The following is a 13,169-nucleotide window of genomic DNA, read 5'->3' as shown; positions in this document are numbered from 1 at the left end:
TCGTATTTTAGAATATTCTAAAATACCATCTCAGTTTTTTAGAAAAATTACCAACCCGATCCGACCCATCCAGGAATCCTTCGCACTCGCTCGGAGGGACAAATAAAGAACCGAGCGCGCCCCTCGTCGGAGTTCCGACGATTCTTCCGTGAAAAGTCGGGGGCCCCACCCTGAATTGGGTGGAGGAGGCGGGTTCGCGGGAAAACTCGGGAGACTTTCCCCTATCAGAAAAATCTTATGTTGTCAACGTGAATTCTTTTTGTCGGAGTTCCGACGATTCTTCCGTGAAAAGTCGGGGGCCCCACCCTGAATTGGGTGGAGGAGGAGAGGTGGCGGGAAAACTCGGGAGACTCTTCTCTATCAGAAAAATCTTATGTTGTCAACGTGAATTCTTCTTGTCGGAATTCCGACGAGGGGCGCGCTCGGTTCTTTATTTGTCCCTCCGAGCGAGTGCGAAGGATTCCTGGATGGGTCGGATCGGGTTGGTAATTTTTCTAAAAAACTGAGATGGTATTTTAGAATATTCTAAAATACGAATTCTTCTTAAAAGGAGTCTCTTGGTGCGAAGCCGTCTCTCTTTTATTTTTAAAGATTTCGGAAGTTTGATCTTTGATTTCAATTCGAAACATCGGAGAAGAAAGAGAAGGGAAGCAGTTCCGACTCGAAAAGAATTTTGCCGAAAAAAGTCAGCACCGTTCCTAAGCCGAAATACAAACCCATGGGAATCGGTTTTTTTCGTAAACTTTCCCCTTTCTTTCGAAGGACGATCGTAAACAAAACGGCAGGTATGTAAGAGGCGTTCAAAAAAAACATCCACCAAGGATGACCAGCGATCGCGGCGAGGACCGGAGCAAAGAGGACGTCTCCGAATCCGATTCCACCTGGAAAAAAAAAGAAAAGGAGTAGAAACGAGACGAAAAAACCTCCGAACACAAACACCTCGTTCCAACCGGGAAATTTTCCGTTCAAGAGAAAGATCGCCGTAAATCCGAAAAATCCGATCCAAGGAAGATTTTCGTAATCCAAGGAAAAATGATAGGCGTCGGTCAGACAGGAAATCAAAAGATGACCGCATAAAAATAAAAAGACAAAACTGAACGCAGGATTCTTCGTAAGCGCAAAACAAAAAACGAAAATCATAAGAAAGGAAAGTTCAACAACGGGAAAGATCGGTCGGATTGGTTTCTTACATTCTCCGCATTTTCCTTTCGTGATGAGAAAGCCGACGACGGGAAGCAATTCCGGATAACGGATCTCCTTTCCGCAGTGATCACAAGCGCTCGGAGAAGTGAGGATTCGCTTCCACTTTTCTCGAAAAGAAAGAGACTTCCTTTTTTTACCGTAATAAAATTCTAAAATCCTAAATCCCAACGTAACATAAAAACTTCCTAAGGACGCGGCGCCAAAACTTCCGAATCCCAGAAGGATCCAGAAGGCTGACGGATCAAGCGAGTGAAACAAGCGCGGAAATTCCCCTCTTCAAATTCTCCCATTCCGAAGCAAAACTGATCCGAATGTAGTTTTTAGAATCAGCAAAGATATAACCCGGAACTAAAATCAGTTCCTTTTCTTTGATCGCCCTTAGGATAAAATCGTCGTCCTTCTCTTTGATCTTTATGAAGAAATAGAAAGCGCCTTCGCTCTTTTCCACTTCGTAATGATCTTTCAAAGAATCGTACACAAAGTCTCTTTTTTCTTTGTAGTCCGCGATGTAGGAACTCATATCCGTCTTCAAAGCCTCGAGCCCCATCCACTGAGTGACCGAAGGCGCGCAGACGAGAGTGTATTGCTGCAGAGTAGTCAACGCTTTCGTAATCGGTTCCGGCGCGAGAATGGAAGACAAACGTAAACCGGTCATACTGTAAGTTTTAGAAAAACCGGAAAGTGTGATCGTCTTCTCGTAAAACGAACCCGCGGAAACAAACTTCTTATCATAGTCGAAAAGTTCGTAGATCTCGTCCGAAATCAGATAAGCTCCCGTTTTTTCAGCGAGTTCCGCGAGCGCCTCCAGTTGTTTTCTGGAAAGAATTTTTCCGGTAGGATTGGAAGGAGAAGAATAGATGATGATCTTCAGTTTCTTATTCGAGAATTCTTTTAGATCTTCCGGTTCGAAGGATTGATGCACCGTGTTCATCTTTCCACCGTAGATTTTGATATACGCGGGATACATCAGAAAGTGCGGAGTTACGACCAGGCATTCGTCTCCTTCGTTTAGCAAAGCGTTGAATAAAAGTAAAAACGCGGAGCTGATTCCGGAAGTGACTAAAATTCTTTCGGGCGTTGCGTAGGAGATGCCGTTAGTCGTCTTGTATTTTTCGGCAAGTGCGGAACGAAGTTCCGGAATTCCTCCGGTAAGTGTGTAAGCGGTTTTTCCGTCCTTGAGAGCCTTACAACCGGCTTCTATGATATTCGCGGGACAAGGAAAATGAGGCTGGCCTATGGAAAGGTTGATCGGATTTTTTAAACTTCCCGCGAGTTCGAACGCTTTGCGGATCGCGGAAGTGTCGAGGCCTTGGATTCTATTTGCTAAAACATATTCTAATGTATTCTGACTCATACTAGATCCTTTTTGAAATCTCCATCGGAGAGAACTACCGCAAAACGGTCTTCTCAAAAGAATCATCTCGAAAAGTTGATTTGATAGTCAAACAATTCAAATCGTTCAAAATATAATTTCGGGAATTCAGGTTGCCAGAGGATTCTACCTGATAAACTTTGAGTCATGGAAACCGTAAAAATCGCCGGTCTGAATGTTCCCGTTTCTAAGTCGGGAATCAACACAGGAAGTCTTGGATCCGATCTCGTCGAGACCGACTCCACCGTTCGCAATCTATCCAACATTCTTTATCCTCTTTTGGAGGGAAAACCGGTGCTCCTCGTGGGCGACGCCGGTGTGGGAAAAAACGCTCTCATCTATTATATCAACTTCATGAGAAAACATCCGACTTCTCGTTTTAGTTTTAACGAGGATACGCTTCCGGAAGATCTCATCGGTTCGTATCGGATTCTTATGGACGGTCAAGGATTTGCTTGGTCGGACGGGCCTTTGACTGCGGCGATTCGTTCCGGTCAGAGTTTTGTCGCGGACGAGATGAATCTTTGTCCTCCGCATATCATCAAAAGATTCTCCACCGTTTACGAGTCCGCCTATTTGGAGTTAATCGAAGGCGACGGCTCGCGAATTTCCTGCGGCGACGGCTTTAACTTTATCGGAACCCAGAACCCTTCCGAAGGTTTTGAAGGAAGAAAACCGCTTCCTTTCGATATCACCCGATTCTTCTCGGTCGTCTTTATCGATCCTCATACTCCGGATGAAATTCTTTTTATATTGAAAAAACTGTATCCCGCTTTGAGCGAAACCCTTCTTCAATCCTGTATTCGGATTTCTTTGGAAACGGAGAATCGTGTGGTCACGGGTAAACTCGGAAAAGGTGATCTGGAAAAATATCACTTCAACATTCGGAACCTTAAAAAACTCTGCAACCGTCTTATCGGTCTAAAAGCCGAAACGAGCGAACTTCAGTTCCGAGAATTCTGGAACTTCTATGTGGAACCGTTCCGCAAAAAAGAAGACAGAGACGTTCAAGTCGAACTTTTGTTAAGCGAAACGGGACTCAAGATGGCCCCAGAACTTCCGGAGCCGACATTTCAAGTTCACAAAGGATTTTTATACTGCAACGATAAGGCTTTCCCGGTCGCGGACGAAAACAAAGCGAAGAATCTTCTAACCAGCGTTCCTCTTCCTTTGAAACTCCGCGAATTTTCCGAAAAGATTTTCACCGCCGTTCAATTTCAGGAAAACGTTTTGATCGAATATTCGGAAGAACAGGATCCTCAGATTCTTCTTCCGCTTTTCACCGAAATTTCGGGTCTTCCTCTGGAGACCGTGAGTTTGTGTAAAGGGATTCATACTTCGGATATCATCGGAGCCTTGAAACCGATCAGCGGTTCCAAAGTGGATTGGGTCGACGGTCCTCTCACTCGAGGAATCAGAGAAGGCGGAAACATTCTCATCACAAACTTGGAAGCCGCCGGAGCCGAACTCGTGGAAAAATTGAATATGCTCACGGACGACGCTCGGTCGCTCACTCTTCCTCCCGAAGCGGGAAGAACCGAACCGATTCAGTTGACCGGCGATTCCAGAATCTTCGCGCTCAAACTTTTCAGAAAATCGAAATCCACCGCGACGATTTCCCGCGCGTTTCGAAACCGCTTTACGAGCGTTTTGTTTCCCGATCTCGAAGACGAATCTACGTTAACCGAAATTCTTTCCTTTTATCTTCCCGGCAGCGCTTTGATTTCGAAGATGGTGACCTTTCACACAAAGATCCGAGATCTCGCAAAAAAGAGAACCATCGGTTCCGCGAATCTATTGCCGTATCTATTCGGACTTTCTAATCTTCTTTTTTGGAAGGATCACATTTTGCGTTACGCGGATGAAAAAAACGGAGAAGAGGGTTTGAAAGAAACCGCGGTTCGAGGCGGTAAGATCGCTTATACAAATCAGATCGCCGATCCTAAGGAAAGAATGGAACTCGAAAAGATCCTGGATTTCCAAATGTCCGGCATCGAGATCGAATCCGATTTCTTCAAGGTTCTTGAGGATAAGAAAAAAAAAACTCTAACAACGGCCACCGAAATTGAGAAAAAACGTTGGTGGAACCCGGAACTTCATAAAAGAGAAGCGTTGACCGGTAAGGCCAAACTTCTCAACTCGGGCAATCCTCTCAAACGTGGAATCGAAATCGACACTCCGGAAACCGGAGGTCAGATGAAGGAAGGAGCCGACGCTTGGTATGGGCAGGACACTCGAGGCAACAAAGGCCAAGGTGAACCCGCCGGAGGAGGCGGGGCCTGGGGTTATCGCACCGAAGAACTCTACAAACAATTTCTTGCCAAACGGAAAATTCTCTGGGAATACTCGATCCAAGTTTCTTTAAAAGAATTCAAAGAAGTTTTCGGTCAAAGCCTCGAAGACATCGAACTCAATCTCGATCGTCTTTTTGATCCCGAGATTGACATCACGAGAATGTATCGAAACGAAGGAAACCGCATCGATACTCGGAAATATATTTCATTCTTATCCGGAAGAGGGGACTCGAAAGTTTTCGATCGTACGATCATCGATAAGAACGAGGAAAAACTCAAGGGTGTGGAAGTCGCGTTTCTCGTCTCCAAGTCGAGAAGGATTTTCAACTTCGAATACGCGGTCGCGGTGATCTCGGCGATGCTTTCTTCCGCATATATTCTCAAGGAACACGAGGTCGATTTTTCGATTCACGCCTATTCGGATCGGAACAACAAAAAGGATCGAATCGATCTCGTTCCGATCAAACGTCTCGACGAAGAATACGACGACGCCAAAGAAGAGGAAATGTTCAATTATCTTCGAACGGACTGGCAGGGAGACTCCGTAGAAGAATATCAACTTCTCGAAAAAGTAGAATCGTACTTTTCGCCGGAGGCACAGACGAAAATTGTGGTAATGATCTCCGATTTTCGGGGACAAAGGGGAAAAGCAGAAGTTTCCGACGAAATCAATTCCCGGGACAACCGCAAACTCCACGCCGAAATTCTGAAAAATCAGAATCGGAACTACGTCTTTCTGGGAGTCGGCCTTGGAAGACGATACATAGCGGAACATCTGTTTCAGGATTCCATCCAGATCACTTCGGATAATTTTTACAATATGCCCAACCTGATCGGGACCGAACTAGGAAGATTGATTCTCACACATCACAGTATGAGAAATTAATCCGAAGTCGCGGCGGCGTTTGAGCAGGTGCGCGTTTTTTGAAACGGAAAATCGGAACGGTTTTCCTCGATTCGTTCGATTCGGGAAAGAATCGACAAACTAATTACGACTCCGGTCGATAAAAAAAGACCGTCCATGAAGTCGGATTCATTAAAGTAAGATGGCAGACAAAAAAGAAGATTCCGGGCATTCGCCCTTGGTCAACAAAAAGGCCAAGTTCAACTTCGAATTGATTTCGTTCATCGAAGCGGGGATCGTTTTGTCCGGATCCGAAGTCAAAAGTCTTCGCGAAAAAAAAGGGAATCTTACCGACGCATTCGCCAAAATCAAAAACGGCGAAGTCTTTTTAGAAAACTTTTCCATCACTCCGTATAAAAACGGAGGTTACGCAAATCATCCGGAGATCCGACCCCGCAAACTTCTTCTGCATAAGAAGGAAATCGAAAAGTTGGATCGTCAGGTAAAAGAGAAGGGTTTGGTTCTTGTCGCCACCAAGGTTTATTTTAAGAATAACCTTCGGGTCAAGGTGGAGATCGCCGTCGCCAAGCCGAAGAAGATACACGATAAACGGGATGATATGCAGAAAAAAGACGCGCAAAAGGAAATCGCACGCGCCTTAAAATCTTCCAATCGTTACGATTCTTAGGAAGTTCAAATTAGGATCTATATGGCTAAAGCCAGAAAAAAAACAACCGAAGAATCGGAAGAAATCGTTCCGATCAAAGCTCCTAGAAAAGAACCCGGTGAAATCATTCCCGTGGTTTCGATCGTGGGAAGACAGAACGTAGGAAAGTCGACGCTCTTCAACGCGCTCCTAAAAAAGAAACTCGCGATCACGGAGGATTATCCAGGTGTGACGCGTGACGTTCTTTCCGCGAGAATTTATCAGGAAGACAAGGATCTTGATTTTTATCTCTGCGATACTCCCGGTCTCGATATCGACAATCCGGATTCTCTAGCACAATCCATATTAGAAGCCGCTTATAGACAACTCAAGGCTTCGGATCTCATCATTTTTTTATTGGATAAGAACGAAGTCACACCGGCGGATCATACGCTTCTCGGTTATCTGAGAAGGGAACCCGAGGTCGCAAAGAAGCCGATCATCTACTGCGTAAACAAAGCCGACAAGGAACTCGACGAGTTCGATCTGGAAGAATTCTATAGAATGGGACTCGCCGAAGTCCTTCCGATCTCTGCGGTGGGAAGAAAGAATTTGGGACTTCTTTTGGAGAAGATTAAATTTTTCTTAAGCGGAAGAAAACTCGGAAAGGTCTGGATCGAAAAGATGAATCCGGCTAAAAAGAAGGACGCGCAACCGCTTCCCCTTGCCGAAGAAGACTACGAGTTTCGACTTGCGATCGTGGGAAAACCGAATTCCGGAAAGTCCAGTCTTTTAAACGCGATCTGCGGATACGAAAGAGCCGTGGTCAGCGCGGTCGCAGGAACCACGCGCGACTCGGTGGACACTCTATTAGAATTCGGTGATAGACGTTTGCTTTTGACGGACACAGCCGGGATTCGAAGACATAGCAAGTCGGCCGAAGCTCTGGAATTCTATTCTTATCAGAGAACCCTCAAGGCGATCGACGCGAGCGATCTTGTGATCCATCTTTTGGACGCTCAAAAAGGTTTCGGAGATTTCGATAAGAAAATCACTTCTCTTTTGCAGGAAAAGGGAAAACCGTTTTTGATCGCGGTCAACAAATGGGATTCCATTGAGGACAAAAGCGATAAAACTTTCAAAGAATATAAGGAAAAACTTTTCAGCAGATTTCCTTTGTTAAGCGAAGTCCCGATCATTACGATCAGTTCGACCGAAAAACTCCGTGTAAAAAAATTGGTGGATCTCGCTTTCGATCTCGCCACACGTTCGCAGAGAAAGGTGAGCACTTCGGAACTGAACAAAAATCTAAAGTCTTGGATGGGACTTGCGGGAAGGTCTTTCTCCGCGCACCAACCTCCGAAGATGTTGTATTGCACTCAGGTTTCGACTTCTCCGTTTCATCTCATTCTTTTCGTAAACCACGTGGACTACTTTAAACCCAACCTCGTTTCTTTTTTGAAAAAGAAGCTGACGGAAACCTACGAACTCCAAGGAATTCCGGTTCAATTGGAGTTCCGCTCGGATCGTAAATGAATTTTCTTCTTTGCGCTTTTTTCAGTTTTGCTGCCGGTTCCATTCCTTTCGGATATTGGATCGCTCTTCGATTGGCCGGCGTGGATATCCGCAAGTCGGGAAGTAAGAACATAGGCGCGACTAACGTGGGCCGTCTGGTCGGTTGGAGATACGGTTTTCCGGTTCTCGTTTTGGACGTCGCAAAAGGAGCGCTTCCGGTTTATCTTTCCGGGACTTATCTTCCGGAAGGAGGAATTCCGTTTCAACTTCTCTGCGGAGTTTTGGCGGTCCTTGGACACATGTTTTCACCGTTCTTAAATTTCAAAGGAGGGAAGGGGGTCGCCACCGCGTTGGGCGTATTCTTGGTTTTAACGCCGATCGCATGTTTGGGAGCGGTTCTTGTCTTTTTAGCGGTTTATAAATTTTTTAAATTTGTTTCTCTCGGATCAATTTTTGCTTCCCTAACGCTTCCTCTCGTTTATGCTTCTTCCTCGGTTCTTCTTTTGCACCAAGAGATTTCGTATTGGGTTTTAGGAACCATGATTTTTATCTCTATCGGGATCATACTTACCCATAGAGAGAACATACTCAGGATTTTAAATCAGTCCGAGTTGTTCGCGGTCAAAGACGAGGATCGAAAAGATGATTCAGAGAGAAATCGACGATAACAAATCTCGCGAAGAAAAGATCGAATTCTTAGATCAATTCCTACTCTATCATCCCGTCTTTGAAATCGCGGATCTCTACAAGTGGCTCTACTACGGAGAATTCGGCGAGGTCGAAAAACAGGAATTTTATACGGATCACACCGAGATCGTTCCGGAGTTACAATCCATTCTGGACGATATCAAATCAGAAGAGGGAAAATCGTATCCGGATCGAGTCTGGGAACCTCTCGGATTTTCGCAGAGATATCTTCTCATCTATCTGACTCCTTACGCTATGAGGCATTATCCGATCAAAAGATTGGTCAATCTGATTCAGAGATCGACCGCGTTCCAAGGTTATCGAATGCGCTTTAAGCTGGATTGGATCATCTTAAAAGACCTGATCACCGAAAGACTTCCGGTTTACACCAAACAAGAGTTCAACGACTTCGAGGATCGAATCCAGTTTCAACAACTTCCGGACGTGGAGCTTTCTTCCACATATAAGAGCGCGTATCCTTCCAAGTTTCGAGTCGTCTCCGCGAAATTATTTTACGAATACTTTCCCGAATTTGTAAGAGAGCCCAAAGGATTCTCCCTTCTGATGAAAATGAAAGACGAAGGAGAATCGGAATTGGTGTTACCGAAGAAAGACAAAAGTTCCGAGAAGGTTTCGGCGATTCTTGAGGACGTTTCAAAGGAAGAAGAATCGGTGAATACCGAAAACTTCAACTTCGACGGTTTGTAAAATTCTTTTGCTTCCGGGTTGAATGCGGTTTCGTCAGGAAACGAAGAGCCGATTTTCGCTTTACAAAGTCGTAAATTCGTCGTTCTCTTGAAAGAAAAGGACATTCGCAGGTCATGCTCAAAGAAATCAATTTTGCACTTCAAAGTTCGCCCGGCGCACGCCAATTTTCGAAATCCGAATTTACGATTCGAAACATGCCCGACCGTCTTCATCCTCTTTCCGATTTGGAAAGCGTAAACTCCGGTGCGAGAAACATCGCGAAGGTGGGAGTCAACACGGACGATCAAGCGACTCGTAGGGGTTATCTCATCGATCTGAACGCTTGATCGTTTCTAAAAAGTAGGAACTCATACTTTACGGAAGTTCCTACGGACAGATTCTTCTTAAAAACTTTTGAAAAGCGGGTTTCGTTTTCGAGCGAAACCCGATATCCGGCGACGCACAAAAAGATCTTTTGTGGAACAGGATGAAATCTCGTTTTATTTTCGCTACATCGCTCTGTCTTTGCTGTTTTTTCTCATTTCCTCCGATTTCGGCGCAGGATCCGAATGGGTCCGTTGGAACTTGTCATTCTTCCCTAAATCAATGGATCGAATCGATCGCCGGTCTGCATGGATCGGAAGATGAAAATCTCAAAACGCAGAAGACGTCTTTTAAGGACGGAAGTTTTTGGCTGATCGATTCTACGCCGTCAAAAAATTGGGATTGGTATCTTCTTTATCCGCAAAAAAAAGACAAACTCTGTCTTACGCTGAAAACCGGCGCGTTTGGGACAAAGACGGTCGAAAAGGGAAGGCGACAGGTCGTTATTTCGAGGGCCCGGGGATCCGGAAATTTTCCGACGTGGGAAATTACTTTTGTTCGGGATCGGGGAGAATCGGTTTTTCAACCGAGGAAATGTGTGGAGATTCATAATCGCGGAAAAAAAACGGTTCGAAGACAAGTTTCGTGTATTTCATTTTTGGAATAGGCTGTCTCGGGAGGATTGTGTGGGAATTCAGAGAAGAATGTTCGAGAGAATCGTATTTGCAAAAAGTAGAATCTTATTATAGAGAAAATTTCTCCGTTTCCCTACGACGCGATCCATTGAGAGCGTGCATTGAGCTTCTTGAGTCCTCCTCATCACCCGATGAGTAAAACTTACCTACAAGTCAACTAAATCTTATAAGAATTTGTCGGAACTACGACAGTCCTCCGTGAAAGTGCTCGGCCCCACCCTGATTGGGTGGAGGAGGAGAGGTGGTGGGAAAAAATCGAAGAATTTTTCTATATCATAAAAACCGAATCCTTGGAAGTAGAAACTTCGAACGTAGGAACTCTTACAAAAATTCTCATTGGGATTTCGTTGATTCTAAATCTAAATCGTTTTTTCAGACTTGCAGTTCGAGGTGAAACTTGCGCCGTCGATGTCGGAATTACAACAAAAACTCAGCGCATAGGACCCGCCATCCCAGGCGGCAGATCGCATTTAAGGAAGAGTAGATGGAGTTACGACATAGATTTTTCTTAAGACCTCGTTCCTGGATAGGAAAGACTACCGAAGAACGGGAATTTTTATTAGTTTCTGATGTTTTTGTTTTCAATTCCCGAAAGAAGTTTTCTTTTGAGTCCGGTGAATTCCTTTAAGACGGCGCCTAAGAATAGATTCTTCTTTCTAATTTCGTCTAACGTGTCTTTGTGTCTTAGAATATAAATTTCGGTCTTTCGAATCAAATAACCCAAATCTTCCCAACCGGAAATTTTCTTTTTGAACTCGGAAAGAATGGCTTCGTAGGATTCTTCTCTGATCGAAGGTTCTGAAAACGTATCCAAAACGTTTTTGATTTTTTCTAAAAGTTCTTTGCGAAAGTTTTCCGCTGCCTCGAAAGAAACTTCGGCTTCTTGTTCTTTGTTCCAGGGAAGAAGTTTTTTCCAGAAATATCCGTGATCGGGAAACCCGGAAAGAATGGAATCCGCCTTTTCGATCGTTACGTTTTCGCAGTTTTCAATCCTCGCGCCGCGGACGTTGACGTTGTAAACCGGGAAGTCGAGGGTTTGAAAGGATTCTTCAAACCAATGACGGTACAAATCCAAAACGTAGTCGGTTAAAACCTCGCCTCCGCCGGCGGAAGGAACCAGACGAGTGTCGCGTTTTCGGATGATCATCTCGTTGATTCTTTCAAGACTCTGAGTTCGTTTCAAAAGAGTAAGCCATTTCTCGTTGTGGTGAGTTCCCGTAGAATGAATCTCCCTTCCCGAATAAGCAAGATCTTGACCGACCAAAAAGATCGGTTTGCAACCCAGATTTCGAAGAAGGTCGAACGCGGTCGTCGCGACGCTTCCTCCGGATTGAATGTCTCCGATCGGACCCAAAAGTTTTTCGGCGGTTGTCGAACCGGCCGTAACTTCGCGCTTCAATTCTCCGCTCGCGTCGACCACATACTTCGCGGTGAGGGAATGAACGATCTTGGAAAACTTCTGCGACCTCAAAATGGGAGGAGAACTCACCAGATCTGCGAACAAAGGCACGTTAGACGATTCCGCACCCATAAAATGAAAGAAAGAATGTGTCTGCGCGTCGAGCGTGATCACTCCGTCAGGAACGATTTCGAATTTCAAAAGCGCCTTTAAGGAAGTGTCGCAGGAAAATAAAAAGACCTTGTCTCGGACCTTGGAAATCCATTCGCACTGACTTCGAAGCGACGGACCCGCGGACACAAGCATCGCGGGAACATTCGAAAATTTTTCCTTTAAAAATTCTACGCGGGTCCGAGGATTTTTTGTGTCCGGAAAATTCGCGGTGTTGACGAAAGTGTTGCGAACCCAGATTCTTTCAAACTCGAACTTGGTCAAAAGATCGCTCATCTTCGAGGAAAGAATTTTGCGGATCTTTACTTCGAGTTCTCCGTAATACAATTCGTTCAGAGAAGTGCTCGCCGCGTTCCGAAAAATTCTGATTCCGGAAACTCTTTCGACCGGAAGCGATTCCATATAATTCCAGAGCAAGTTGAGGGCGGAAGGTCCGAGAAACAAATGTCTTCCGGGAACGTCCATCACCGGTTCCAGAATCCCGTCCCAAAGAGGAAAGATGAGTTCCGGATGTTCGTCGATTAAAAGAAGAATCTGGCCCGGTTCTAAATTCTTATGAACTTCGTAGATGAGATGCGGATTACCAAGTCCGATCACGGCGACCAAATCGGTCGCGGAAATTTTTTGTGCCTGGAGAGATCGTAAGGCCTGCGTCAGAGGAGCAACCGTGCTCGAAAGCGCGCGACCGTTTAAGTCGAGAAACCATTCTTCCGGATTCTTTGCGGGCTTGAGATGGAACTGAAGATTCGGGTCGGGTTCTCTTTGGAAATAGAGGGATAAGTACGGCTTTTTCCCGAATATTTCTCTTGTCTTTTCAGAGAGATTGTGAGACATAATAACCCAGGTGCATTCTATTCCCTGCCGAAATCTGGTCAATTGGAATCATCTTTCCGGAAGATCCGGAAACGAAAAACACAAAAACTATGTATTTAAAAAGTCTGAATATTGTTGGATTCAAAACGTTCGCGGACGAGACGGAAGTTCTTCTCGATCCTGGTTTTACCGCCGTCGTAGGCCCGAATGGAAGCGGTAAGTCGAATATCGTAGACGCAGTGAAGTGGGTCTTCGGCGAGAAGTCGGCGAAGGGACTTCGAGGCGATAAGATGGACGACGTCATCTTTCACGGTTCCGAAGCGCGCAAGCCTGCCGGTTACGCCGAGGTTTCGGTGATCTTCGATAATTCTTCCAAACTCATCAAGATGGATTACCCTTCGGTCAAGATGACTCGTCGTCTTTATTTGGACGGCAACAACGAATACTGCATCAACGATTCGAGAGTTCAGAGAAAGGACATCGAAAAACTTCTCATGGATACGGGGATCGGAAAGTCTT

The 13,169-nt window shown here is 45.2% G+C and carries 10 protein-coding genes and 1 pseudogene; 8 read left to right on the top strand and 3 right to left on the bottom strand.

What is annotated here, in order from left to right; genetic code table 11:
- Positions 1-615: 615 nt before the first annotated feature.
- Together CH376_RS21975 and CH376_RS21970 are read right to left on the bottom strand one after the other, a co-directional pair.
- Positions 616-1,461, bottom strand: coding sequence for a prepilin peptidase (locus tag CH376_RS21975; protein WP_100784097.1), 846 nt, complete (start codon positions 1,459-1,461; stop codon positions 616-618).
- The gene (locus tag CH376_RS21970) at positions 1,445-2,557 is read right to left on the bottom strand and encodes a pyridoxal phosphate-dependent aminotransferase (protein WP_100784474.1); all 1,113 of its coding nucleotides are present in this window, start codon (positions 2,555-2,557) and stop codon (positions 1,445-1,447) included. The genes CH376_RS21975 and CH376_RS21970 overlap by 17 nt, the downstream gene beginning before the upstream one ends.
- 165 nt (positions 2,558-2,722) lie before the next feature.
- Between CH376_RS21970 and CH376_RS21965 the strand changes: the two genes are divergently transcribed.
- The 7 genes and pseudogenes from CH376_RS21965 to CH376_RS21935 all read left to right on the top strand — a co-directional run bounded on the left by CH376_RS21965 (position 2,723) and on the right by CH376_RS21935 (position 10,239).
- Positions 2,723-5,755: an AAA family ATPase gene (locus tag CH376_RS21965; protein ID WP_100784098.1), complete on the top strand. Its 3,033-nt coding sequence runs from the start codon at positions 2,723-2,725 to the stop codon at positions 5,753-5,755.
- Positions 5,756-5,915: 160 nt separating this feature from the next.
- Positions 5,916-6,401 (top strand): SsrA-binding protein, encoded by a 486-nt coding sequence (smpB, locus tag CH376_RS21960; RefSeq protein ID WP_100784099.1) that lies wholly within the window; start codon positions 5,916-5,918, stop codon positions 6,399-6,401.
- Between the two features lie 21 nt (positions 6,402-6,422).
- Positions 6,423-7,895, top strand: a complete 1,473-nt coding sequence (der, locus tag CH376_RS21955) for a ribosome biogenesis GTPase Der (RefSeq protein WP_100784100.1) — start codon at positions 6,423-6,425, stop codon at positions 7,893-7,895.
- Entirely contained in the window at positions 7,892-8,542 is a 651-nt protein-coding gene (gene plsY / locus CH376_RS21950) for a glycerol-3-phosphate 1-O-acyltransferase PlsY (RefSeq protein WP_100784101.1), read from the top strand. The genes der and plsY overlap by 4 nt, the downstream gene beginning before the upstream one ends.
- A pseudogene (locus CH376_RS21945) lies at positions 8,517-9,132 on the top strand (hypothetical protein); the annotation flags it as partial. The gene plsY and the pseudogene CH376_RS21945, both read left to right, overlap by 26 nt.
- A 250-nt stretch (positions 9,133-9,382) precedes the next feature.
- Entirely contained in the window at positions 9,383-9,595 is a 213-nt protein-coding gene (locus CH376_RS21940) for a hypothetical protein (RefSeq protein ID WP_100784103.1), read from the top strand.
- Between the two features lie 140 nt (positions 9,596-9,735).
- The gene (locus CH376_RS21935; protein WP_100784104.1) at positions 9,736-10,239 is read left to right on the top strand and encodes a hypothetical protein; all 504 of its coding nucleotides are present in this window, start codon (positions 9,736-9,738) and stop codon (positions 10,237-10,239) included.
- A gap of 587 nt (positions 10,240-10,826) precedes the next feature.
- Here CH376_RS21935 and CH376_RS21925 read toward each other — a convergent pair.
- On the bottom strand, positions 10,827-12,671 hold the full coding sequence (locus CH376_RS21925) for a motility associated factor glycosyltransferase family protein (protein WP_100784106.1): 1,845 nt from the start codon (positions 12,669-12,671) through the stop codon (positions 10,827-10,829).
- An 89-nt stretch (positions 12,672-12,760) separates the two neighbouring features.
- On the opposite strand from CH376_RS21925, the gene CH376_RS21920 reads away from it, so the two are divergent.
- Positions 12,761-13,169: AAA family ATPase (locus CH376_RS21920; RefSeq protein ID WP_165783650.1), on the top strand; the 409-nt coding region annotated here is incomplete at its 3' end.

Source organism: Leptospira adleri, assembly GCF_002811985.1.
GTDB lineage: Bacteria > Spirochaetota > Leptospiria > Leptospirales > Leptospiraceae > Leptospira > Leptospira adleri.
Note: the sequence above shows the minus strand (reverse complement) of the source record. Positions and strands in the feature narration are given on the sequence as shown.